Genomic DNA, 21,794 nt, shown 5'->3' with positions numbered 1-21,794 from the left:
GTTGCATTCCGGCCCTTTGGCCCAGACCTTCGTCCCGGAGGCCCGGCAAGGCCCGGCCCCGGTCGCGGCTACCCGCCGCGCGACGTGCCACACTCGGACGCATGCGCGTGTACCTCGGCTCGGATCATGCCGGCTACGAACTCAAGAACCACCTGGTCGAATGGCTCAAGAGCCACGGCCACGAGCCCGTCGACTGCGGGCCCCACATCTATGACGCCCAGGACGACTACCCGCCGTTCTGCCTGCGCGCCGCGGAGCGGACCGCCGCGGACCCCGAGGCCCTCGGCATCGTCATCGGCGGCTCCGGCAACGGCGAGCAGATCGCCGCGAACAAGGTCAAGGGCGTACGGGCCGCCCTTGCCTGGAGCGAGCAGACCGCCGCGCTCGGCCGGGAGCACAACGACGCGAACGTCATCTCGATCGGCGGCCGGATGCACACGCAGGAGGAGGCGACGAAGTTCGTCGAGATCTTCCTGAGCACGCCGTACTCGGGCGAGGAACGCCACACGCGCCGGATCGACATGCTGTCGGCGTACGAGGAGACGGGGAAGCTTCCCCGATCCCGCCTCACCACCCGCAGGCGTAGCGAGGCCACGGGGCTCCGCCCCGGACCCCGCTCCTCACCCGCCGGAGGGGCTGGTTCTCCCGCGGCCCGGGGCTCCTCGCCCCCGGCTCGCGCTGGAGTTTTCAGTCCGTCCGGCGTGTGAGGACGAGCCGTCAAGGCGATTCTCCGACCCGCACAACCCCCGGAGGGACCCCGTGCCGGAGGGGCACACCATTCACCGCCTCGCGGCCGATCACCGGGAGCGGTTCCAGGACCGCCCCGTCCGGGCGACCAGCCCGCAGGGCAAGTTCTCCGACAGCGCCGCCCTGCTCACCGGCCGGGTGATGGAAACCGCCGAAGCCCACGGCAAACACCTCTTCCTCGGCTTCGGTGAAGGCGACTGGATCCACATCCACCTCGGCCTCTTCGGCAAGTACACCTTCGGTGAGACCCCCGCCCCGCCCCCCACGGACACCGTCCGCCTCCGCCTGCTGAACGACTCGTACTACTGCGACCTGCGCGGCCCGACCGCCTGCGCGCTCATCACGGACGACGAGAAGCAGGCGATACACGACCGCCTCGGCCCGGACCCGCTGCGGGAGGGCGACGACCCGGCCAAGGCGTACCGCAGGATCGCGCGCAGCCGCACCACCGTCGCCGCGCTGCTCATGGACCAGAAGGTCGTCTCCGGCGTCGGCAACGTCTACCGCGCCGAGGTCCTCTTCCGGCACGGCATCGACCCGTACACCCCCGGCAAGGACCTCACCGAGGAGCTGTGGGACGCGATCTGGGCGGACCTCGTGGAGCTGATGCGCGAGGGCGTACGCCTCAACCGCATCGACACCGTCCGGCCCGAGCACACCCCCGAGGCGATGGGCCGCCCGCCGCGCGTCGACGACCACGGCGGTGAGGTGTACGTCTACCGCAGGGCGAACCAGCCGTGCCACATCTGTGGCGGCGAGATCCGCACCGCCGACCTCGCCGCCCGCAACCTCTTCTGGTGCCCGAACTGTCAGCGGCCGGGCCGGGCCGGTCAGCGGCACGGTTAAGATCGGGTTCACCAGTTCGATCGCCTGACCAGCGATTGTTCGACCAGATCAACGGGGGTTCACCACATGTTCGGATTCGAACTCGGCTCAATCGGCGGCCTCGCCTTCGCACTGCTCACCGTGGTGCTCTACGTGCTGCCGTCCATCATCGCCTTCAACCGCGGAATCGAACTCCGCTGGGTGGTCCTCGTCCTCAACGTGCTCCTCGGCGCCTCGCTGATCGGCTGGCTGGTCGCCCTCTACCTCGCCACCCGCAAGCCGCAGATACCGCTGGCCCCCTCCGCCTGACCCCTCCGCCCGAAGCCCCCGGCTAGAACCCGTGCGGCAACCACGGCGCCACGTCCGACCCGAAGGCCACCGACGCCTCGGCCAGCGCCCCCTGGCGCAGCTCCCGCACCCGCCCCGCGCCCGCCAGCGACGTGAGGGACACGCCCCCGAGATACGCGGCACCCAACTCCCGCACCGACAGGGCGAGGTCCGCCGCGTCCTCCGTACGCGCGCACGCCGCGCCCTTGGCGTCGCCGGTGAGGCGCCAACGCCCCGCGTTCCAAGGGCAGAAGGCGTCCGTCACCTCGAACACCACGTCCAGCGGCGTCTGATACGTACGCGCCTCCAGCGCCGCCCCCACCTCGACGAGCCGTACGTGCAGCGAGTCCCGCACCGAGAGGTCGCACCGCCGGACGTCCGAGACGAGCTGGAGCAGTGCGTCGTCCACCGGGCGGTTGCGCGCGAGCACCGACGACGTCAGGTCGATGTCGAACAGGAACCGCCACAGCGCCGCGTACGCCGCCGGGTCCAGCGCCTCGACGTCGCGGACATGGACCACGCCCTTGGGACCCTGCCAGGCCCAGTCCGGCTTGACGGCGAACCGTGCATATCCGACCAACTCGCCCGCGCGGTTCGCCACCACGCACTGCAGCGGTGACGCCCCGGCGCGGTCGCTCTCCGGGTCGAGCAGCCCGTGCCGCTCCCAGCCCGGCCGCCGGGCGAGCATGCCCGGCCGCTCGGGGACCCGGCGGGCGTACAACTCCTCGCACGCGGCGTGGACATCGGCGGGCGCGGTGTAGCGCAGGCGTACGTCATCCGTACCGGCCGGGACGGACAGCCGCACCCGGCTCGTGTCGATGTCGAGCTTCAGCTGCGAGGTCGCCACGCCGTACCCGAAGCGGCCGTAGATGACCGGCTCGGAGGCGGTGAGCACGGCCAGCGGCTCACCGCCCGCGCGCACGTCGTCCAACTGCCGCCGCATCATCGACGTCAGGACCCCGCGCCGCCGGTGCGTGGCCGCGACGCTCACCATCGTCACGCCCGCCGCGTCCACCAGCGCGCCCCCCGGCACCGAGAGCCGGAAGGAGAACGCTGACGTCGTGCCTATGCACGCGTCCCCGTCCCACACCCCGATCGACCGGTCGCGCTCGACCAGGTCGTGCCAGAGCTCCTGCTCCTGCGGCGCCTCCGACACACCGCCGAACGCCAGGTCCAACGCCCCGTACCAGGACGCCCATTCGCTCTGCGCGAGCACTCTCAAGTCAGTCGTCATATGCCATGCCTACCAGGGCGGCACAACCGGAGCGACTTGATTTCGGCGTCCGGAACCGGCCGTCGCGAGCCCTCCGGGACGTGCCTCCGACGGGGGACAACCGGGACCTCCCGTGCGAAGTACGCGGCCCGCTGGATAGGGTCCACGAGCAATGGAGGTACGACGAGAAGGGCGCGCACGGCGCGAGCGCGGCGAGCGGCGGGCGGAAGCCGAGACGTTCACGGCCCGGATGAAGAAGAGGCTGCACCGGGCCCGCATCGTGCTGCGCAAATCCGGGGTCGACTACTTCCGCGGCGACGGCTCCGACTGGGTCGCCCTGACCGGACTGCTCCTGACCGTCCCGCTGATCACCGCGGGCACGATCCTCAACAGCGTGTGGTGCGCGCCCGCCGCCCTCGTCCTGCCCATCGTCGCGGGCGGCCTGCTGCTGCGCCCCGCCAGCCTCCTCGGCCTGTACGCGGCGTCCGCCGTCGCCCTGATCGTGGAGTCCGTCCAGCTCGGCCCGTACACCGAGGGAGCCTCGCGGGTCACGCCGGGCGTGGTCCTCGTGGTGGCCGCCTGCGGCTTCTTCGGGCTGATCATCGCCCAGTTCCGCAGCCGGGTCGGCGTGCCCTGGCGCGGCGGCAGCACGATGCTGTTCGACCTGCGCGAGCGCATCCGCGTCCAGAGCAAGCTGCCGAAGCTGCCGCGCGGCTGGCACCGCGAGATGGCGCTGCGCCCGGCCGGCGGGCAGTCCTTCTCCGGCGACTTCGTCGTCGCGGCCCGCACCAACGGCGGCCGCACCCTGGAGGTCGTCCTCACCGACGTCTCCGGCAAGGGCATGGACGCCGGGTCGCGCGCCCTTCTCCTGTCCGGCGCCTTCGGCGGCCTCCTCGGCTCGCTGCCCCCGCACTCCTTCCTCCCCGCCGCCAACGGCTACCTCCTGCGCCAGGACTGGGACGAGGGCTTCGCGACCTCCATCCACCTGGTCCTCGACCTGGAGACCGGCGACTACGAACTCTTCTCCGCCGGACATCCGCCCGGCCTCCAGCTCAGCGCGGGCAGCGGCCGCTGGGAGGAGAAGACGGGCCACGGCCCGCTCCTCGGCGTCTACGACGGGGCGCAGTTCGACCCGGTCAAGGGCATGCTGCGCCCCGGCGACGTGCTGATGCTCTTCACCGACGGCCTCGTGGAGACCTCGGAGCGGGACATCGCCGAGGGCATCGACCGCCTCACGGGCGAGGCCGACCGCTACGTGGCCGGCGGCTTCCACGGCGCCGCCTGGCACCTCATCGAGGCGGTCGCGAAGGACGTGAACGACGACCGGGCGCTGCTGCTGATCTGCCGGGAGGCGTGAGCGGATGGGTTCCATACGTACGTTGTTCAGCGGTGACGTCGACGTCACCTACGGCCGGTTGTACGTGGTGAGCGACCCCGAGAACTACGGGGACACCCCGTACGACCCGCGCGCCGGGCAGACGACGGGCCTGTGCGGCGCGGCCGTGCCCGGCTACCTCTTCCTGACGACCGGACTGCACACCGGCGCGGTCGGCTACACCGTGGAACTGCACGAGGTGGAGCCGGAACCGGACGAGAGCTGGGAGGAGATCACCGAGGTCTCCTTCCGGCCCGTCACCCCTCAGGTGTCGCTCGACCTGTGGGGCGGCGACGGCAGTTTCCCGCTGGCCCTCGACATGGTCGACCACCGCGTCCGGCACTGCGTCAGCGGCATGGACGAGGCCGTGGAGCGGGAACTGGAGTGCCTGCACGGGCTCGTCATCGAGCGGCACCTGTTGCAGTTCTGGCCCGCGCCGCCCGCCCGCGACCGCCTGGTCAAGCAGACCAGCAGCGGCGCCGCGTACTGGCACGACGTCGCGAGGAAGGAGCCGCCGCCCCCGGCCCCCGAGGAACTCGCCGAGGCCGAGCGGCGCGCCCGCGAGGAGGAGCGACGCGCCGCCGAGGACGCGCTCCGCCGGGAGTGGGGCGGCCAACTCCCCGGCGAACGCCTCCTGAACGTCCGCGGCAATGTGGCCGGCCTGCGGGAGCTGGCCCCGCACCTGCTCCACGCCCTGGACCGCCTGCCTCCGGAGGGCCAACGCGCCGTCGCCCGCTGGGCGATGCGCCGTGCCTACGAGAAGGCGGGGCTCGACGGCGTCGACTGGGTCGCACCGGCCCTGGACGCCGTGGAACACGGGCAGCCGCTGCCCCCGCCCTTCCATCACCGGGACGCCGTGGTGGATCGCCTGCTCAGCGACCCGAACGTGCCGGACACCACGGCGCCCCCGGCTCTCGCGTGGCCGACGGCCGGGATCCGGCAGCAGTTCCTCGCGCTCCCCGCCCTCTACGCGGCCGTCGACGGCGACCCCTTGCAGGCCGCCGTCGACGCCCTGTTCGCGGCAGCGGTCACCTACGGCTCCGACTACGGCACCCTGCTCGCCGAGGCCCGCTCCGCCTTCCCCGGCGCACCGGGCCCCGCCACCGCGTAGTCACGCCCGCCCGGCAGCACCCGCGCCAGCCACCGCGAGCGCCCCGCGGCCAGCGGGCCGAGGACGGTGAGCAGCAGGACGTACCCCGCGATGAAGGGCGAGAGCCGCTCGTCGAGGCCCGCGCGGACGTTCATCGTCAGGTCGGGGTCAGAGTCAGGGGCAGACCAAGGTTTCGAGGTCAAGGGTTCGTAAAGAACGCGTCAATAGTTAGCTGTCCACAAGGTTTTACGGGGGTCGGGTCACGCCAAGGGGTGGGGTTTGCCCCACCCGGCATCGGCCGGGAGCCGTCATGGTCGCCAACACCCCCCGCTCCGTAGGTTCGAGGAGTCGGATTCGTACGGGAGAAATGGACTGGGCCATGGGGCTGCGGCGGAAGAAGAACCGGGTCGTCGAGGAGGACGCGCGCGTTCTCGGCGCGGCGCACGGCGACTGGGCCGTCGAACTGCGCGGTGTCCGCCGGCAGTACGGCCGCGGCTCCGGCGCCGTGCACGCCCTCGCCGGCGTCGATCTCGCCCTGCCCCGCGGCAGCTTCACCGCCGTCATGGGGCCCTCGGGATCGGGCAAGTCCACGTTCCTGCAGTGCGCGGCCGGACTCGACCGGCCCAGCTCCGGCACCGTCCGCCTCGGCGGCACCGAGATCACCGGCATGAGCGAGAACAAGCTCACCGCGCTGCGCCGCACCCGCCTCGGCTTCGTCTTCCAGGCCTTCAACCTGCTGCCCTCACTGACCGTCGAGCAGAACGTCGTCCTGCCGATGCGCCTCGCCGGACACCGCCCGGACCGGCGCAAAGCCGCCGAGATGCTCACCCGCGTCGGCCTCGGCGACAAGGGACGCCGCCGCCCCGGCCAGCTCTCCGGCGGCCAGCAACAGCGCGTCGCCATCGCCCGCGCCCTGGTCACCGAGCCGGACGTGATCTTCGCCGACGAGCCGACCGGCGCCCTCGACACCACCACCGCCACCGTGATCCTCGGCCTGCTGCGCTCGGCCGTCGACGCAATGGGGGCCACCGTCGTCATGGTCACCCACGACCCGGCCGCAGCGGCCTGGGCCGACCGCGTCCTCTTCCTCGCCGACGGCTCCCTCGTCGACCGTCTGGAGCGCGCCTCCGCCCAGCAGATCGCCGCCCGCATGACCGCCCTGACCGCTCCCGCCCCGGCGGGGGTGGCCGCGTAATGGCGTATGTGCCCAACGGCCTCGCCCGCGCGGCCGTCCGCTTCAAGCCCGCCGCCTTCGTCGGCACCTTCGTCGCCCTGATGATGGCCTCGCTGATCGTGGCGGCCTGCGGCATCCTCCTGGAGACGGGACTGCGCGCCTCCGTGCCGCCCGTCCGCTACGCGAACGCCCCTGTGGTCGCCGCCGCCGACCAGGAGGCCCACTTCGTCACCGGCGGCGGCGAGGACCGCACCGAGGAGAGCATCCCGCTGCCCGACCGCGCCCGGCTCGACGACGCCCGGGTCGCCAAGGCCGCCGCCGTCCCCGGCGCGCGTACCGCCGTCGCGGACGTCACCTTCCCGGTGCGCTCCGGCGACCGGACCGTCACCGCCCACGGCTGGGGCTCCACCGCCTTCACCGGCGAGAAACTGACCGCGGGCCGCGCGCCGCGCTCCGGCGAGGTCGCCCTCGCCACGCCCGGCTCCCGCGTCGGCGACCGCGTCACGCTCACCACCGCCGACGGCCCGCGCGCCTTCCGCGTCTCCGGCACGGTCGAGACCGGGCGGGCCGCCCCCACCGCCTGGTTCGCCGACGCCGAGGTCCTCCGTGTCTCCGGCCACCCGGGACGCGTCGACGCCATCGCCGTTCTGCCCGAGCCCGGCGTCACCGCCGACGCCCTCAAGTCCCGCGTCGCCCACGCCCTCGGCACCAAGGCGGAGGTCCATACGGGCGACGACCGCGGCGCCGTCGAGGACTCCGGGCTCGCCTACGCCAAGGAGATGCTGACCGGCCTCGGCGGTTCCTTCGGCGGCATCGCCGCCCTCGTCGCCGTCTTCACCGCCGCCGGTACCGTCGCGCTCTCCGTGGGGCAGCGCGCCCGTGAGTACGCCCTGCTCCGCGCCATCGGCACCACCCCGCGCCAGCTCCGCCGCACCATCGCCACCGAGTCGCTGCTCGTCGCGCCCCTCGCGGGCGCCGCCGGACTGCTGCCCGGCATCGCCCTGGCCCACTGGTGGTTCGGGCAACTGAAGGACAAGGGCGCGATCCCCCAGGCCGTCGACCTCACGGTGTCCGCCATCCCGCTCGCCGCCGCCGTCGGCATCGCGCTGGTCACCGCCCTGCTCGCCGGTTACCTGGCGGCGCGCCGCCCCTCCCGCGTCAAGCCGGGCCAGGCGCTCGCCGAGGCCGCCGTGGAGCGGCTGCCGCTCGGCAAGATCCGCACCCCTCTCGGCGTCGCGGCGATGGGCGGCGGCGTGGCCTTCGCGGGGATCGCCGCCAAGACCACCGGCGAGGACGCGGCGAACGCGGCGCTCGGCGTCGTCATGCTCTTCATGCTCGCCGTGGCCCTGCTCGGCCCGCTGGTGGCCCGCGGCTGCGCGGCGCTCTTCGGCCTCCCGTTGCGCGGAGCGGGCGCCCCCGCTTCGCTGGCGGCCGCCAACTCCCGTACGAACGCCCGCCGTCTGGCCTCCGCGATCACCCCGATCGTGCTCGCCATGGCCTTCTCCTCCGTCCTCGTCTTCCTGCACACCAGCACCGACAAGGCCACCGCCGACCAGCGGCGCGCGGGCATCACCGCCGACCACATCGTCTCCGCCGAAGCAGGCCTCGCGCCCGGCACGCTGACGAAGGCCGCCCGCGCCGACGGCGTCACCGCCGCCGTCGGCCTGCTCAAGACGTCCGTCCTCGTCCCGCAGTACTCGGTCGGCGACCGCCTGCTCGCGTCGGCGTCGGCGCAGGGCATCACCGGCTCAGCCGCCGACCTGGCCGAGGTCCAGGACCTGTCGGTGGAGACCGGCGCCCTCAGGCTCGGCAAGGACGACATCGCCGTCGACTCCGCGCTCGCCCACTCCGCGCGCGTCAAGGTCGGCGACCGCCTCGACATCCTCCTGCCCGACGGTACGAAGGCCTCCCCGATGGTCGTGGCCACGTACGGCAGGGGCCTCGGCCTCTCCCAGGTCACCCTGCCCGCCGCCGCACTGAAGCACCATGTCACCTCGGCCCTCACCCACGAGATCTGGACCAAGGGCGGCTCCGCCGAGGCCCTGTCCGCCCTCGGCACCCTCCACGACCGCGACGGCTACACCACCGACCGGTCCGTGGACCGCGAGCTCAACGCCTGGGCCAATACGACGATGGCGGCCGTCCTCGGCGGCTTCGCCGCCGTCGCCGCCGTCAACACCCTGGTGATGACGGTCCTCGACCGCCGCCGCGAACTGGGCACACTGCGCCTGATCGGCTCCACGCGCCGCCAGGTGATGCGGATGATCCGCTGGGAGGCGCTGATCGTCGCCGTCGCGGGCATCGCCATCGGCTCGGCGATCGCCCTCGCCACGCTCGTCCCGATGATGAACGGCCTGACCGGTGAGGCCCCTTACATCCCGCCGCTGGTCTACGGCTCCTTCGTCGGCGCGGTCCTCGTCCTCGGCCTGGCGGCGGCGACGATCCCGGCGCGGGCGGCACTGAAGTCGGCGGAATGACGCCCGCCGCCCCGCTGACACCTCGTACGAAGGCCATCGTGCTGGCGCTCATCAAGATCCCGGGGGAGTCCCCGCAGGCGCACGCGGAACGCGTCCTCGCGACGCCGGGCGCCCGCCTCGTCAAGGAGGCGGACCCGGCCCACAACGCGGACCCGGCCCGCCTCGCGGTCCTGGACGAAACGACAAGGGCGCGCCTGACGGCGAAGTACGCCGCCATGCGCGCCCTGTTGGGACTGCGCTGACCCCTGCCGTTACGCCGACCTGGCGCGCTCCCGCGCCAGCTCCGCCGCGTCCCGCTTGAAGGCCCACTCCATCTTGGGCTCCATCGCGAAGCGGAACATCCGCTGCACCGGAGGCGTGCACAGCAGCGTCACCACCGTCGCGGCGACCACCGTCACGAAGATCTCGCCGAGCGGCTTGTGCAGCCACTCGTAGTCCTCGAACCAGCCCCAGAAACGGGAGCCCTTGGCGAGGAAGCCGTGCAGCAGATAGCCGTACAGCGTGCCCGCGCCGAGAATCGTGAACCACATCTTGCGGCGCGGCACCCACGCGAAGAAGCACGCGGTGAGCACCACGGAACAGCCGAAGAGGGCCAGCGTCATCACGATGCCGACCCACCACGGCACGCCCAGCTCCTGGGCGCTGTCACGACGGTAGAACCACACCGACGTCATGCGCGGCGCCGCCCAGTAGGCGATCAGCACCGCGGCGGCGAAGACCGGGACGGACAGGATCCGCACCTCGCGGCGGCGCACCAGCTGGAAGTGCTCGGGCTTCATGAAGAGGCCGAGCACGAAGAACGGCATGAACTGAAGGACACGCTGGAGGTCGAGGTCGTCGCCGATGTCCGGGGAGATCACGGCGAGCATGGCGATGGCCAGCGCGAGCGGCACCGGCCAGCGCACGATCTTCCACAGCGGCACGGTGAGCCGCCACACGAAGAGCGCGACCAGGAACCAGGTGAGGTACCAGGGGTCGAGCAGGCTGATCGGCTGGGCCGGGTCGTCGTCCGCCCAGCGCTTGAAGAGGGTGTACGCGACCTCGAAGATGACGTAGGGCACGGCGACACCGGTGACCAGCCGCCGCAGACGGTCGGGCCGCATGTCGAAGCTGCGCGAGAAGTAGCCGGAGATCAGGATGAACGCCGGCATGTGGAAGGTGTAGACGGTCATGTACAGCGCCTCGGCGGCGCGGCTGTGATCCGTCAGGGGTTCCCACGCGTGGGCCATCGCCACGAGGACGATCGCCAGGTACTTGGCGTTGTCGAAGAAGGCGTCGCGCTGTTTGGCGGGCTTCGCCGCACGGCCGGCGGCGCGGTGGCGGGAGGGGGTGAGGGGAGCGGTGGCGGCCTGCGGGGTCGGATGGTGGGTGCGTGGGGGCGGGGGTCCGGCCGCGGGCACCTGGACCGGGGGAGCGGCGCCCGGTGGCGTCCGTGCGGGTGCACCGAGTTGGTCACAGGCCCTCCCACCAAGAGCTCGGTGAGACGATCCGGGACCGCACTGCGCCTACGGGGGTGGTGGCAGCGTGGAACATCTGACGCACCCTAGCGTTGGCGCGCTGTCTTCGTAAAACCCTCGTCGCTTTCGTCAACACAATCCCTGTCAATCCCTGAGCCGATTACCGCTTATCGCGCCCACGTACCCGGGAATCGCCTCGGTAGACAATGAGGCGCCACTGCATTGTGCCCCTTACGTCACAATTCATCCGGCTTAAATGGTGCATAACGCCCGCAACCGACTCCCGTGGAATGTCCGTTTGGTCGGTGGTTCGGGAACACTCGATGAATCCCCGATGTGCCACCCGCAACAATTCGAATTTTCTGCGAACGCCCTGTGTGGTGTTCGCGACGGCCACGTCGAATTCCCGGTGACGGCAGGTCGTCGAATTGCCGGGCCGGAGTGCGCCGGGGGCGCCCCGCCCCCGCGCCCCAGGGGCGCCCCCCGGGTGACGGACCGGGAAAGCGTTGGCCGACGTTGTGTCACCGGCCGCATACAGCGGGCGCGTTGGTGGCACGATGGTCGGTGGCGGGGGTGTGCGGGGCCGTACCCCCCGGGCCGGGAGAGCGACCGACCTAGGGTGTGATCAGTGTGGCCATTTCGCTGTCAGTGGTGCTGCTGTTGGCGATCATCCTCGTAGTGCTGATCCGGGGCGGATCGCTCAAGGCGGGGCCCGCGATCGTCGCGGTGCTCTTCGGATTCTTCCTCGCCTCGACCGGCATGGCGCCTTCCATAAACCGGTTCCTGAACGAACTGGCGGAGACCATCAACTCGATCAGCTTCTAGACGCCGCAGGCCCGGCCGCTGGAATCAGCGGCCGGGCCTGCGGTCTGCGGAGCGGGCGACGGGAATCGAACCCGCGTAGCTAGTTTGGAAGACTAGGGCTCTACCATTGAGCTACGCCCGCATGTACGCGCCGGGCCGGAAAGGCCGCGGCACGACAGGCATCGTAGCGGGTCCGCGGCCCTCGCCGCACACCCCCCGCCACGGTCCCGGACTCCGTCCCGGTGGCGGTCCCGCTCCAGCGGGGGCCGTACGGCCCGGCGGCATGTACCCTACGTGTCGCACCGACGGGGTGTGGCGCAGCTTGGTAGCGCGTCCGCTTTGGGAGCGGAAGGCCGTGGGTTCAAATCCCGCCACCCCGACCAGCAGGTCTCCCTCGCAAGATCGCATTGTGGGTCGGCTCCCGCTTGCCGTTACTATGCAAGCTGTGTGCCCGTGTGTCTCTGATCCGGGCAGAAACCAGCAGTCAGCCCACCAAGGAGACCGAACCGTGAAGAGCGCCGTGGAGACCCTGAACCCGACTCGGGTTCGGCTCACTGTTGAGGTGCCCTTCGAGGAGCTCAAGGACAGCCTCGACGCGGCGTACAAGAAGATCAACCAGCAGGTCACGGTGAAGGGCTTCCGTAAGGGCAAGATCCCGGCCCGCGTCATCGACCAGCGGTTCGGCCGCGGGGCCGTGCTGGAGGAGGCCGTCAACGACGCGCTTCCGAAGTTCTACACCGAGGCGGTCAACGAGGCCGAGCTCAACGTCCTGGGTCAGCCCGAGGTGGACATCACCGAGCTGAAGGACAACGAGACCCTCAACTTCACCGCCGAGGTCGACGTACGCCCCACTATCGAGATCCCGGACTACTCCGGCATCGAGGTCGAGGTCGACGCGATCGAGGTCAGCGACGAGGACGTCGACAAGGCCGTCGAGGAGCTGCGCGCGCGCTTCGCCTCCACGTCCCCGGTCGAGCGTGCCGCCGAGGACGGCGACGTCGTGACGATCGACCTGGAGGCCAAGGTCGACGGCGAGGTCCTGGAGGACGGCGTCGCGTCCGACGTCTCCTACACGATCGGCTCCGGCGAGCTCCTTGAGGGCATCGACGAGGCCGTGAAGGGCCTGGAGGCCGGGGCTGAGGCCACCTTCACCTCCGAGCTCAAGGGCGGCTCGGCCGCCGGCAAGGAGTCCGAGGTCACCGTCAAGGTCACCCAGGTCGCCAAGCGCGAACTGCCCGAGCTGGACGACGACTTCGCGCAGCTCGCCTCCGAGTTCGACACCCTCGACGAGCTCAAGGCCGACAGCCGCAAGCGCCTTGAGAACATGAAGCAGTACGACCAGGCCACGCAGGCCCAGGAGCGCGTCCTGGAGAAGCTCCTTGAGCTGGTCGAGGTCCCCGTCCCCGAGAAGCTCCTCGCGGACGAGATCCAGACCCGCAAGCACAACCTGGTGAACCACCAGCTCGGCCAGATGGGCCTCGACCTCGCGAAGTACCTGGAGATCCAGGGCAAGACCGAGGAAGAGTTCGACGCCGAGACCAAGGAGCAGGCCGAGAAGGGCATCAAGACGCAGTTCGTCCTGGACGAGCTCGTCAACAAGGAGAAGCTGAACGTGAACCAGGAGGAGCTCACCGAGCACCTCATGCGTCGCGCGCAGTCCTCCGGCATGTCCCCCGACCAGTTCGCCCAGGCCGTCGTCGAGGGCGGCCAGGTCCCGATGCTGGTCGGCGAGGTCGCGCGCGGCAAGGCCCTCGCGGTCGTCGTCGAGGCCGCGACGGTCAAGGACACGAAGGGTGAGGTCGTCGACCTCAGCGACGAGGACGAGGCGGACGAGTCCGCCGACGCCTCCGCCGACGCCTCCGGCGAGGAGAAGACCGAGGCCTGAGCCGTCTCGCTCTGACGTACGCACCATGGGCCCCCGGGATCGAGATCCCGGGGGCCCATGGTGCGTACGTCAGGGGCGCGGGGAACTGCGCGAGCGCCCACGTACAAGCCGCACTCGCCGTGGAGCCTGACGAGGCAGACGCGATCGCGCCCCGGCGGGGGCTGAGCGCGCAGTTCCCCGCGCCCCTGACGGGGCCCCGGGGCGGGGGCGCGACCTGCGCTCACAGCGAACAGTCAGGTCTGCGGGATTCCCGGAGGGACCCCGCGCGTTAGGGTCCATGAATACGAGGGCAGGGGAGTCCCCGGAGCCGCCCCGGAGCGGCTGGCACGCGGGGTCCCAGCCCCAGCTGAAGACGTGAGACGGCCCGGCGCCGTCGTAAGACGAGCAGGTGGATACGTGACGAATCTGATGCCCTCCGCCGCCGGCGACCCCTCCATCGGTGGTGGCCTCGGCGACCAGGTCTACAACCGACTGCTCGGCGAGCGGATCATCTTCCTCGGCCAGGCCGTGGACGACGACATTGCCAACAAGATCACCGCGCAGCTGCTGCTTCTCGCCGCAGAGCCGGACAAGGACATCTTCCTTTACATCAACAGCCCCGGCGGCTCGATCACGGCGGGCATGGCGGTCTACGACACCATGCAGTACATCAAGAACGACGTGGTGACGATCGCGATGGGCATGGCGGCCTCCATGGGCCAGTTCCTGCTCAGCGCCGGTACGCCCGGCAAGCGCTTCGCCCTGCCGAACGCCGAGATCCTGATCCACCAGCCCTCCGCGGGCCTGGCGGGCTCCGCGTCGGACATCAAGATCCACGCCGAGCGGCTGCTGCACACCAAGAAGCGGATGGCCGAGCTCACCGCTCACCACACCGGCCAGACCGTCGAGCAGATCACCCGCGACTCGGACCGCGACCGCTGGTTCGACCCGCAGGAGGCCAAGGAGTACGGCCTCATCGACGACATCATGCCCACCGCCGCCGGCATGCCGGGCGGGGGCGGCACGGGAGCCTGAGGCACCCCTCAGCGCCCCGACAGCCGAAACCTCAGCCCACGCTCCTCAGGAGACCAAGAGAGATGAACAACCACCCCGGCAGCGGCCTCTACGCCCGCACCCAGGCCGAGCTCGGCCCGGCCGCGCAGGCCGAGTTCACCGGCGCCCGCGCCGAGTCCCGCTACGTCATCCCGCGCTTCGTCGAGCGCACCTCGCAGGGCGTGCGCGAGTACGACCCGTACGCGAAGCTCTTCGAGGAGCGCGTGATCTTCCTCGGCGTGCAGATCGACGACGCCTCCGCCAATGACGTCATGGCGCAGCTCCTGTGCCTGGAGTCGATGGACCCGGACCGCGACATCTCCATCTACATCAACAGCCCCGGCGGCTCGTTCACGGCCCTCACGGCCATCTATGACACGATGCAGTTCGTCAAGCCGGACGTACAGACCGTCTGCATGGGCCAGGCCGCCTCGGCCGCCGCGGTCCTGCTCGCGGCCGGCACGCCGGGCAAGCGCATGGCGCTCCCGAACGCCCGGATCCTGATTCACCAGCCCTACAGCGAGACGGGCCGCGGTCAGGTCTCCGACCTGGAGATCGCCGCCAACGAGATCCTCCGGATGCGCGCGCAGCTGGAGGAGATGCTGGCCAAGCACTCTTCGACGCCGATCGAGAAGATCCGCGACGACATCGAGCGCGACAAGATCCTCACGGCCGAGGACGCGCTCGCGTACGGCCTGGTCGACCAGATCATCTCCACCCGGAAGATGAACAACGCCTCGGTCGTCTGACGCGACGCTGTAGCATCTGCCGCTCTTGGCATGGTTCGCGCACGACTCGCGTCGAAGCGAACCGTGCCAAGGGGGGCCCGAACGGGGGGCCCGGCAAGGTACCGTCGGATATGAGGCACCAGGAGCCGCTGAACGTGGCGTCTCCCAGGCGAAGGGGAAGCACCTCGTGGCACGCATCGGTGACGGCGGCGATCTGCTCAAGTGCTCGTTCTGCGGAAAGAGTCAGAAGCAGGTCAAGAAGCTCATCGCAGGCCCCGGTGTGTACATCTGCGACGAGTGCATCGACCTCTGTAACGAGATCATCGAGGAAGAGCTCGCGGAGACGAGCGAGGTCCGCTGGGAGGAACTGCCCAAGCCTCGCGAGATCTACGAATTCCTTGAGGGCTACGTCGTGGGCCAGGAGCCCGCGAAGAAGGCCCTCTCGGTAGCGGTGTACAACCACTACAAGCGGGTCCAGGCAGGGGAGAACGGCGGCGCGCAGGGCCGTGACGACGCGATCGAACTCGCGAAGTCCAACATCCTGCTGCTCGGCCCGACCGGCTCCGGGAAGACACTCCTGGCGCAGACGCTCGCCCGGATGCTGAACGTCCCGTTCGCCATCGCGGACGCGACGGCGCTGACGGAGGCCGGCTATGTCGGCGAGGACGTCGAGAACATCCTGCTCAAGCTGATCCAGGCGGCCGACTACGACGTCAAGAAGGCCGAGACCGGGATCATCTACATCGACGAGATCGACAAGGTCGCCCGCAAGAGCGAGAACCCGTCGATCACGCGCGATGTCTCGGGCGAGGGAGTCCAGCAGGCCTTGCTGAAGATCCTGGAGGGCACCACGGCATCGGTCCCGCCGCAGGGCGGCCGCAAGCACCCGCACCAGGAATTCATCCAGATCGACACGACGAACGTGCTCTTCATCGTGGGCGGTGCCTTCTCCGGCCTGGAGAAGATCATCGAGTCGCGGGCGGGCGCGAAGGGCATCGGCTTCGGCGCCACCATCCGCTCCAAGCGCGAGCTGGAGGAGAAGGACCAGTTCGAGGACATCATGCCGGAGGACCTGGTGAAGTTCGGGATGATCCCCGAGTTCATCGGCCGTCTCCCCGTGATCACCTCGGTCCACAACCTCGACCGCGAGGCCCTGCTCCAGATCCTCGTCGAGCCGCGCAACGCGCTCGTGAAGCAGTACCAACGCCTGTTCGAACTGGACGGCGTGGAGCTGGACTTCGAGCGCGAGGCCCTGGAGGCCATCGCGGACCAGGCGATCCTGCGCCAGACCGGCGCGCGCGGCCTGCGCGCCATCATGGAGGAAGTCCTCCAGTCGGTGATGTACGAGGTCCCGTCCCGCAAGGACGTCGCCCGCGTCGTCATCACGGCGGACGTCGTCCGCTCGAACGTGAACCCGACGCTGGTGCCGCGCGAGGTGCGGGGGCCGGGCGCCGGGGAGCAGAAGTCCGCGTAGCTCCGGCAGACGCGCACGAAGGGGCGCCCGGCGATTCGATCGCCGGGCGCCCCTTCGTGCGTGGTGCGGCCGGACCTACTTGACCTCGACGCGGACGTCGTCGCGGAGGTTGGCGACCTGGGTGGCGACGTCGTCCAGGGCGATCTTCTCGCCGCTGCCGGTCGTGGCGACATCGGCGTACGTGGCGTACGCGGCCGTGCTGTGGTCACCCCAGACACACACCGGCGTCTGGAAGCTGCTGGGAACGCCCTCGTCGTCCGTGCCGGCCCCACCCATCCGGAACTCGGCCTTCTGGCACTTCATGATGCCGTTCTCGAAGCCGTCCGGCGTGAACTCCTCGGGGTCGCCGATGAGCTTCATACCGTCGTCGGAGCCCTTCGCCTGGTCCTTCACCATCGCGGCGAGCATGGCGTCGACGACCTTCTCCGGGTCGTCTATCTCGCCGTACACACCGGAGTAGTTGAGGGACTTCATCGTCGCGCCCTTGCCGTAGTTGTACGCGGCGTAGACGTTCTTGGGCTTGGTGACGCCCTGCTTCTCCAGCTCCTTGAGGTCGCTGGACGTCATTCCGCCGCCGCCCGCGGCGGACTCGTCCTTCTTGTAGCTGCCGAGGACGGTCGCGGGGGCCGTCAGCTTGTACGTCTTGCCGTCGTCGGCGACCGAGGAGCCGTCGCTCTTGGCGAAGAGGAAGTACCCGCCGACGGCAGCGGCGGCCACGACCACGACGGCGCCGACGATGAGCCCGGTCTTTTTGCCGCCGCCGCCGTGCTGCGGGGGCGCGGGGTACTGCGCGTAGGGGGCGGGCTGCTGGGGGTGCTGCCCGTAGGGGCCGGGCTGCTGGGGGTACTGCGCGTAGGGGGCGGGCTGCTGGGGGTGCTGCCCGTAGGGGGCGGGCTGCTGGGGGTGCTGCCCGTAGGGGGCGGGCTGCTGGGGGTGCTGCCCGTAGGGGGCGGGCTGCTGCGGGTGCTGCCCGTAGGGGCCGGGCTGCTGCGGGTGCTGCCCGTAGGGAGCGGGCTGCTGGGGCGGCGGGCCGCCGTACGGGCCGGGCTGGTTGTGGCTCACTGCGTGGGGTTCCCCTCGTTGGTGGTGCGGCGGTGCCGTGTTGTGCTCGCGTCAGAGCTTGACGCGGACTTCCTTGCGGACCTTCAGCGCGGTGGCCGAGGCGTCTTTGAGCGACACCTTGCCCGCCAGGGCGTCGGCGATCGCGACCGGCACGACGACGGCGACGGTGCTGTGGTCGCCCCAGACGCAGACCGGCATGCGGAACTCCTTGGGGGCGGAGGACGAGCCGGTGCTCGGGTTGTTGTTCTTGATCAAGGACTCCTGGCACTTGAGGACGACGTCGTCCGTGCTGAAGTCCTGGGGGCTGCCGACCAGCTTGCCCGTGTTCGAACCAGGCTTCTGGGAGTCCTTCTCGACCTTGGCGAAAATGGCGTCGACGATCCTGCCCGGGTCGTCGGCCTCGCCGTAGACACCCATGAACTGGATGGCCTTCTGGGCGAGGGGGTTGTCGCCGGCCTCCGTCTTGTAGCCGGCGTCGACGTCCTCGGGGTTCTTCATGCCGGCCTTCTCGGCGGCCTTGAGGTCGCTGGAGTTGAAGCCGCCGCTCTGCATGTCGTCCTTCTTGTACTCGCTCAGCAGCGTCTCGGGCGTGACCAGCTTGTGCGGGCCGTCGTCCGCCACGGAGGAGGAGCCGCCGCTGTCGCTGCCGCCGAGGACGAAGTACGCGCCGACGCCGAGCGCGGCGACCACCGCGACGGCGCCGATGATCAGGCCGGTCTTCTTCTTGCCGCCGCCGGGGGGCGGGGGCGGGACCTGCCCGTAGGGGGCCTGCTGCGGGAACTGCCCGTAGGGGCCGGGCTGTTGGGGCTGGCCGTAGCCGCCCGGGGCCTGCTGCGGGTAGCCGTACCCGGGCTGCGGCTGCGGCTGCGGCGGGGGAGCCTGCGGGGGGTAGCCGTAGCCGGGCTGCGGGGCCTGCGGCGGCTGGCCGTAGGGGCCGGGCTGCTGCGGCTGCTGGCCGTACGGCCCCGGCTGCTGCGGCTGGCCGCCGCCGTACGGCCCGGGCTGCTGGGGCGGCTGCCCGCCGTACGGGCCCGGCTGGTTGTAGCTCATGGGTTTCCCCTCCGAAATGCTTATGTGTTCCCGACATCCTGACGCAAGAAGGCCCGGCGGAATCACCGGGCCCTCTCCGTCGGCGCAGCGGGGCCGTACACGGCCCGCAGCGGACGTCAGCGCTTGACGCGGACCTCGCCCCGGAACTTGGCCGTGGTCGTCGCGGCCTCGTCGAGGTCGGCGCTCTGGCCGGAGAGCGCGCTCGCCACGTCGGTGGTGACGACGTAGCCGATGGTGCTGTGGTCGCCCCAGATGCAGGTCGCGGCGGACATCTCGCTCGGCCCCGAGGACCCGGCCGTCGAGCCGGACGTGCCCGCGCCGCCGCCGAGATCGACCTTCATCTCCTGGCACTTGAGGACGGCGCCGCCCAGCTCGCTCGGCGTGTACTCCTTCGGGCTGCCGACCAGGGTGACCTTCTGGCCACCGCCGGTCGTGCCGTCCTTCGCCTCCTTCTCGGCGTTCGTGAACATGTGGTCCACGACGCCCTCGGGGTCCTCGATGTCGCCGTAGATGCCGCCGAAGCTCAGGACCTTCTGCGCCATCGGGTTGTCCTTGCCGCCCGACTCGTACTGGGCGCGGACGTCCTTGGGGTTCTTCACGCCCGCCGCCTCGGCCTTGTCGAGGTCAACGCTGTTGAAGCCGCTGGAGCGGGCCGGGTCCTTCTTGTAGTCGGTCAGGACGGTCTCCGGCGTCGTCAGCTTGTGCGGGCCGTCGTCCTTGATGCCGGAGTCGCCGCCGCCGTCCGCGACGTTCGACGAACCGCCGTTCTTGCCGCCCTTGTCGTCGTCACCGCCCCCGAGGAGGAAGTAGCCGCCGACCGCTGCGGCGGCCACCACGGCCACGGCGCCGATGACCAGGCCGGTCTTCTTCTTGCCGCCGCCGGGGGGCGGGGGCGGGACCTGCCCGTAGGGGGCCTGCTGCGGGAACTGCCCGTAGGGGCCGGGCTGTTGGGGCTGGCCGTAGCCGCCCGGGGCCTGCTGCGGGTAGCCGTACCCGGGCTGCGGCTGCGGCTGCGGCGGGGGAGCCTGCGGGGGGTAGCCGTAGCCGGGCTGCGGGGCCTGCGGCTGCTGGCCGTAGGGGCCCGGCTGCTGGCCGTAGGGGCCCGGCTGCTGGCCGTACGGGCCGGGCTGCTGGGGCGGCTGCCCGCCGTACGGGCCCGGCTGGTGGTAGCTCATTACTGGGGTTCCCTCCCGATGCTTACGCGTTCCGAACATCCTGTCGGACGGGCGGGGGAGGGCGGGGTGGCGGGAGCGGATCGATGCGCAGTTGTTGAACGGCTGTTCCAGAGCGTGGACGTGGTGTCCGCCGTGTGAAGGCCCGGGGCGGGCCCTCACTTCTCGCGGGCCACGCCGTCCTCCGTTTCCGCCGGTGCCCGGAACCCGCTGGTGTCGAGGTCGCAGTCGAAGGGGGCCGGGATGCGGACCGTCTTGCCGAACGGGGCGGTGAGGTGGGACTCGTACCCCTTGGCGGTCGGTGACGAGTAGACGGTGGCGAGTTCCTCCTGCATGTCGAGGAGGAGGTAGATCGGTACGCCCGCCTTTCCGTACCGTTCGACCTTGTCCGTGAGATCGTCGTCCCGGGTGGAGGGGGAGGTCAGCTCGGCGACGAAGGAGAGCCCGTCGCCGTCCAGCTGGTTGCTCGTGGTCAGGCGGGTCCGCCGGTGGGCCGCGTGAATGTCCGGGCCGTACGCCCGCTCGACCCCGGGGAACACGTACAGCGCGGGGGCCGAGCTGATCCGGTGTTCCTCGGGGAGGTGAGCACGCAGTCGGTCGCAGACGAGATCCATGACATCGAGGTAGTACGCCTTCGACCACGGTGACACGACGATGTTCCCCCTGATGATCTCGGCGTTGAAGCCGGCGGGCACGCTCAGCTCTTCGAGGGCCCTGCGCAGCTCCTCGAAGCGGTGGGGGTCGGTGCCGTCTGTCGTCGGTCGTTCCAGCATCACAGTCATGATGCGTCTCCCTCGCGGTGTGAGCCAGTCAGTACGGAGCGTATTCCCGCAAGGCCGCATCGGTGACTGGACGAGGAGAAACGTGTACATGCACATGGTTTCGGTTACGGATCACGCCTTCACGCGCGCCGCCTTACGGAGATCGGCCGCGAAGGAGGCGACCTCGTCGGTGGCCATGCCGCCGCCGCCCTTCATCATCGCCGCCATGTCGATGCCGAAGACGATGCCGTACGTGCTGTGATCGGCCCAGATGCAGATCGGCAGCTTCATCAGCTTGCCGTCTTCCTTGATGTCGGCGGTCTGGCACTTCATGACGGCGTTGTCGAGGGCGTCGGGCTCGACGGTCTCGGGGTCGCCGACGAGTTCGTACTCCTCGGAGCCGTCCGAGTCCTCCTTCGCGCTCTCCTCGGCCTTGGCGAAGCCTTCGTCGATGGACTTCTCCGGGTCGGCGATCTCGCCGTACATCCCCCAGAAGCTCATCTGCCGTCCCTTGAATGCCTCGTCCGACCGGTACGTGGCCCCCACGTTCTCGCCGTTCTTGATGCCGATCTCCTCGGCGTCCTTCTTGTCGTTGGAGCCGAGCGGGCCGTCGTCGGGGTCGCCGGCGTCATCGCCCTTCTTGAACTCGCCCACCGAGGCCGGCGGCACCAGCTTGTGCGCCCCGTCGTCCTCGACCGACGCCGAACCGCCGCCCCCGCCGAACAGGAAGTACGCGCCGACGCCGAGCGCGGCGACCACGGCGACGGCGCCGATGATCAGGCCGGTCTTCTTCTTGCCGCCGCCCTGCGGGGGCGCGGGCGGCGGGACCTGCCCGTACGGGGCCTGGGGCTGCTGCCCGTAGGGGCCGGGATGCTGGGGCTGGCTGTAGCCGCCCTGCTGGGGCGCCTGCTGCGGGGGCTGCGGGAAGCCGTACCCCGGCTGGGGCTGGTGCGGCGGGACCCCTTGCGGCGGCTGTCCGTAGGGGCCGGGCTGCGGCTGCCCGTACGGACCGGGCGGCTGCGGCTGCGGCTGACCATACGGACCGGGCTGCTGGCCGTACGGGCCCGGCTCTTGACCGTCGTACGGGCCTGGCTGGTTGTGGCTCATCGCGGGGTCCCCCTTCGAACTCTGATGTGTCCCG

At 70.7% G+C, this 21,794-nt stretch carries 18 protein-coding genes, 2 tRNA genes and 3 pseudogenes; 14 read left to right on the top strand and 9 right to left on the bottom strand.

The window, feature by feature from the left end:
* Positions 1-101 precede the first annotated feature (101 nt).
* The 3 genes and pseudogenes from ACOBQB_RS22420 to ACOBQB_RS22410 all read left to right on the top strand — a co-directional run bounded on the left by ACOBQB_RS22420 (position 102) and on the right by ACOBQB_RS22410 (position 1,881).
* Positions 102-586, top strand: a pseudogene (locus ACOBQB_RS22420) (ribose-5-phosphate isomerase).
* A 173-nt stretch (positions 587-759) separates the two neighbouring features.
* Positions 760-1,593 (top strand): Fpg/Nei family DNA glycosylase, encoded by an 834-nt coding sequence (locus ACOBQB_RS22415; protein ID WP_423593924.1) that lies wholly within the window; start codon positions 760-762, stop codon positions 1,591-1,593.
* Between the two features lie 66 nt (positions 1,594-1,659).
* Entirely contained in the window at positions 1,660-1,881 is a 222-nt protein-coding gene (locus tag ACOBQB_RS22410) for a superinfection immunity protein (RefSeq protein ID WP_423593923.1), read from the top strand.
* Positions 1,882-1,903: 22 nt separating this feature from the next.
* Here ACOBQB_RS22410 and ACOBQB_RS22405 read toward each other — a convergent pair whose 3' ends face one another.
* Positions 1,904-3,133 (bottom strand): GNAT family N-acetyltransferase, encoded by a 1,230-nt coding sequence (locus ACOBQB_RS22405; RefSeq protein ID WP_423593922.1) that lies wholly within the window; start codon positions 3,131-3,133, stop codon positions 1,904-1,906.
* Between the two features lie 151 nt (positions 3,134-3,284).
* On the opposite strand from ACOBQB_RS22405, the gene ACOBQB_RS22400 reads away from it, so the two are divergent.
* Together ACOBQB_RS22400 and ACOBQB_RS22395 are read left to right on the top strand one after the other, a co-directional pair.
* Positions 3,285-4,469 (top strand): PP2C family protein-serine/threonine phosphatase, encoded by a 1,185-nt coding sequence (locus ACOBQB_RS22400; protein WP_423593921.1) that lies wholly within the window; start codon positions 3,285-3,287, stop codon positions 4,467-4,469.
* A gap of 4 nt (positions 4,470-4,473) precedes the next feature.
* Positions 4,474-5,598 carry a hypothetical protein gene (locus ACOBQB_RS22395; protein ID WP_423593920.1) on the top strand — a complete coding sequence of 375 codons (1,125 nt, stop codon included), beginning with the start codon at positions 4,474-4,476 and terminating at the stop codon, positions 5,596-5,598.
* Here the strand turns inward: ACOBQB_RS22395 and ACOBQB_RS22390 are convergent.
* Positions 5,532-5,735, bottom strand: a pseudogene (locus ACOBQB_RS22390) (cation/H(+) antiporter); the annotation flags it as partial. The gene ACOBQB_RS22395 and the pseudogene ACOBQB_RS22390 overlap by 67 nt on opposite strands.
* 221 nt (positions 5,736-5,956) lie before the next feature.
* Here ACOBQB_RS22390 and ACOBQB_RS22385 point away from each other — a divergent pair.
* The 3 genes and pseudogenes from ACOBQB_RS22385 to ACOBQB_RS22375 form a co-directional block, all read left to right on the top strand.
* Positions 5,957-6,772, top strand: coding sequence for an ABC transporter ATP-binding protein (locus ACOBQB_RS22385; protein ID WP_423598669.1), 816 nt, complete (start codon positions 5,957-5,959; stop codon positions 6,770-6,772).
* Positions 6,772-9,228, top strand: a complete 2,457-nt coding sequence (locus tag ACOBQB_RS22380) for an ABC transporter permease (RefSeq protein ID WP_423593919.1) — start codon at positions 6,772-6,774, stop codon at positions 9,226-9,228. Before ACOBQB_RS22385 ends, ACOBQB_RS22380 begins: the two co-directional genes overlap by 1 nt.
* Positions 9,229-9,236: 8 nt before the next feature.
* Positions 9,237-9,470 (top strand): annotated as a pseudogene (locus ACOBQB_RS22375) (phosphohydrolase); the annotation flags it as partial.
* A gap of 9 nt (positions 9,471-9,479) precedes the next feature.
* Here the strand turns inward: ACOBQB_RS22375 and ACOBQB_RS22370 are convergent.
* Positions 9,480-10,628, bottom strand: coding sequence for an acyltransferase family protein (locus tag ACOBQB_RS22370; protein WP_423593918.1), 1,149 nt, complete (start codon positions 10,626-10,628; stop codon positions 9,480-9,482).
* 687 nt (positions 10,629-11,315) lie between these two features.
* On the opposite strand from ACOBQB_RS22370, the gene ACOBQB_RS22365 reads away from it, so the two are divergent.
* The gene (locus ACOBQB_RS22365; protein WP_127910262.1) at positions 11,316-11,510 is read left to right on the top strand and encodes a hypothetical protein; all 195 of its coding nucleotides are present in this window, start codon (positions 11,316-11,318) and stop codon (positions 11,508-11,510) included.
* 50 nt (positions 11,511-11,560) lie between these two features.
* On the opposite strand, the gene ACOBQB_RS22360 is transcribed toward ACOBQB_RS22365, so the two are convergent.
* Positions 11,561-11,631, bottom strand: a tRNA-Gly gene (locus ACOBQB_RS22360).
* Between the two features lie 164 nt (positions 11,632-11,795).
* Between ACOBQB_RS22360 and ACOBQB_RS22355 the strand changes: the two genes are divergently transcribed.
* The 5 genes from ACOBQB_RS22355 to clpX all read left to right on the top strand — a co-directional run bounded on the left by ACOBQB_RS22355 (position 11,796) and on the right by clpX (position 16,608).
* Positions 11,796-11,872 (top strand) — tRNA-Pro (locus tag ACOBQB_RS22355).
* Positions 11,873-11,997: 125 nt separating this feature from the next.
* Entirely contained in the window at positions 11,998-13,374 is a 1,377-nt protein-coding gene (tig, locus tag ACOBQB_RS22350; RefSeq protein WP_423593917.1) for a trigger factor, read from the top strand.
* 408 nt (positions 13,375-13,782) lie between these two features.
* Positions 13,783-14,388 carry an ATP-dependent Clp protease proteolytic subunit gene (locus tag ACOBQB_RS22345; RefSeq protein WP_030783279.1) on the top strand — a complete coding sequence of 202 codons (606 nt, stop codon included), beginning with the start codon at positions 13,783-13,785 and terminating at the stop codon, positions 14,386-14,388.
* Between the two features lie 62 nt (positions 14,389-14,450).
* Positions 14,451-15,155 carry an ATP-dependent Clp protease proteolytic subunit gene (locus tag ACOBQB_RS22340; protein ID WP_423593916.1) on the top strand — a complete coding sequence of 235 codons (705 nt, stop codon included), beginning with the start codon at positions 14,451-14,453 and terminating at the stop codon, positions 15,153-15,155.
* A 166-nt stretch (positions 15,156-15,321) separates the two neighbouring features.
* Positions 15,322-16,608, top strand: coding sequence for an ATP-dependent Clp protease ATP-binding subunit ClpX (gene clpX, locus ACOBQB_RS22335; RefSeq protein WP_127913231.1), 1,287 nt, complete (start codon positions 15,322-15,324; stop codon positions 16,606-16,608).
* Between the two features lie 75 nt (positions 16,609-16,683).
* On the opposite strand, the gene ACOBQB_RS22330 is transcribed toward clpX, so the two are convergent.
* The 5 genes from ACOBQB_RS22330 to ACOBQB_RS22310 form a co-directional block, all read right to left on the bottom strand.
* Positions 16,684-17,670, bottom strand: coding sequence for a hypothetical protein (locus ACOBQB_RS22330; protein WP_423593915.1), 987 nt, complete (start codon positions 17,668-17,670; stop codon positions 16,684-16,686).
* Positions 17,671-17,721: 51 nt separating this feature from the next.
* Positions 17,722-18,720, bottom strand: a complete 999-nt coding sequence (locus ACOBQB_RS22325; RefSeq protein ID WP_423593914.1) for a hypothetical protein — start codon at positions 18,718-18,720, stop codon at positions 17,722-17,724.
* Positions 18,721-18,836: 116 nt separating this feature from the next.
* Positions 18,837-19,895, bottom strand: coding sequence for a hypothetical protein (locus tag ACOBQB_RS22320; RefSeq protein WP_423593913.1), 1,059 nt, complete (start codon positions 19,893-19,895; stop codon positions 18,837-18,839).
* Between the two features lie 155 nt (positions 19,896-20,050).
* Complete coding sequence (locus ACOBQB_RS22315) at positions 20,051-20,674, bottom strand: Uma2 family endonuclease (protein WP_423593912.1); 624 nt, start codon at positions 20,672-20,674, stop codon at positions 20,051-20,053.
* A 111-nt stretch (positions 20,675-20,785) separates the two neighbouring features.
* The gene (locus tag ACOBQB_RS22310) at positions 20,786-21,760 is read right to left on the bottom strand and encodes a hypothetical protein (protein WP_423593911.1); all 975 of its coding nucleotides are present in this window, start codon (positions 21,758-21,760) and stop codon (positions 20,786-20,788) included.
* Positions 21,761-21,794 lie beyond the last annotated feature (34 nt).

It is taken from the genome of Streptomyces sp. G5(2025) (genome assembly GCF_049542075.1).
Lineage (GTDB): Bacteria > Actinomycetota > Actinomycetes > Streptomycetales > Streptomycetaceae > Streptomyces.
The sequence above is the reverse complement of the archived record's forward strand: the minus strand, read 5'-3'. Positions and strand labels throughout refer to the sequence as shown.

What these genes read in the sequence shown, in the direction of transcription:
- ACOBQB_RS22340 (WP_423593916.1), top strand. Translation starts at nt 14,451, where the DNA reads ATGAACAACCACCCCGGCAGCGGCCTCTACGCCCGCACCCAGGCCGAG.
- ACOBQB_RS22345 (WP_030783279.1), top strand. Translation starts at nt 13,783, where the DNA reads ATGCCCTCCGCCGCCGGCGACCCCTCCATCGGTGGTGGCCTCGGCGAC.
- ACOBQB_RS22325 (WP_423593914.1), bottom strand. Translation starts at nt 18,720, where the DNA reads ATGAGCTACAACCAGCCGGGCCCGTACGGCGGGCAGCCGCCCCAGCAG.
- ACOBQB_RS22380 (WP_423593919.1), top strand. Translation starts at nt 6,772, where the DNA reads ATGGCGTATGTGCCCAACGGCCTCGCCCGCGCGGCCGTCCGCTTCAAG.
- ACOBQB_RS22385 (WP_423598669.1), top strand. Translation starts at nt 5,957, where the DNA reads ATGGGGCTGCGGCGGAAGAAGAACCGGGTCGTCGAGGAGGACGCGCGC.
- ACOBQB_RS22310 (WP_423593911.1), bottom strand. Translation starts at nt 21,760, where the DNA reads ATGAGCCACAACCAGCCAGGCCCGTACGACGGTCAAGAGCCGGGCCCG.
- ACOBQB_RS22400 (WP_423593921.1), top strand. Translation starts at nt 3,285, where the DNA reads ATGGAGGTACGACGAGAAGGGCGCGCACGGCGCGAGCGCGGCGAGCGG.
- ACOBQB_RS22410 (WP_423593923.1), top strand. Translation starts at nt 1,660, where the DNA reads ATGTTCGGATTCGAACTCGGCTCAATCGGCGGCCTCGCCTTCGCACTG.
- ACOBQB_RS22405 (WP_423593922.1), bottom strand. Translation starts at nt 3,133, where the DNA reads ATGACGACTGACTTGAGAGTGCTCGCGCAGAGCGAATGGGCGTCCTGG.
- ACOBQB_RS22320 (WP_423593913.1), bottom strand. Translation starts at nt 19,895, where the DNA reads ATGAGCTACCACCAGCCGGGCCCGTACGGCGGGCAGCCGCCCCAGCAG.
- ACOBQB_RS22315 (WP_423593912.1), bottom strand. Translation starts at nt 20,674, where the DNA reads ATGACTGTGATGCTGGAACGACCGACGACAGACGGCACCGACCCCCAC.
- ACOBQB_RS22395 (WP_423593920.1), top strand. Translation starts at nt 4,474, where the DNA reads ATGGGTTCCATACGTACGTTGTTCAGCGGTGACGTCGACGTCACCTAC.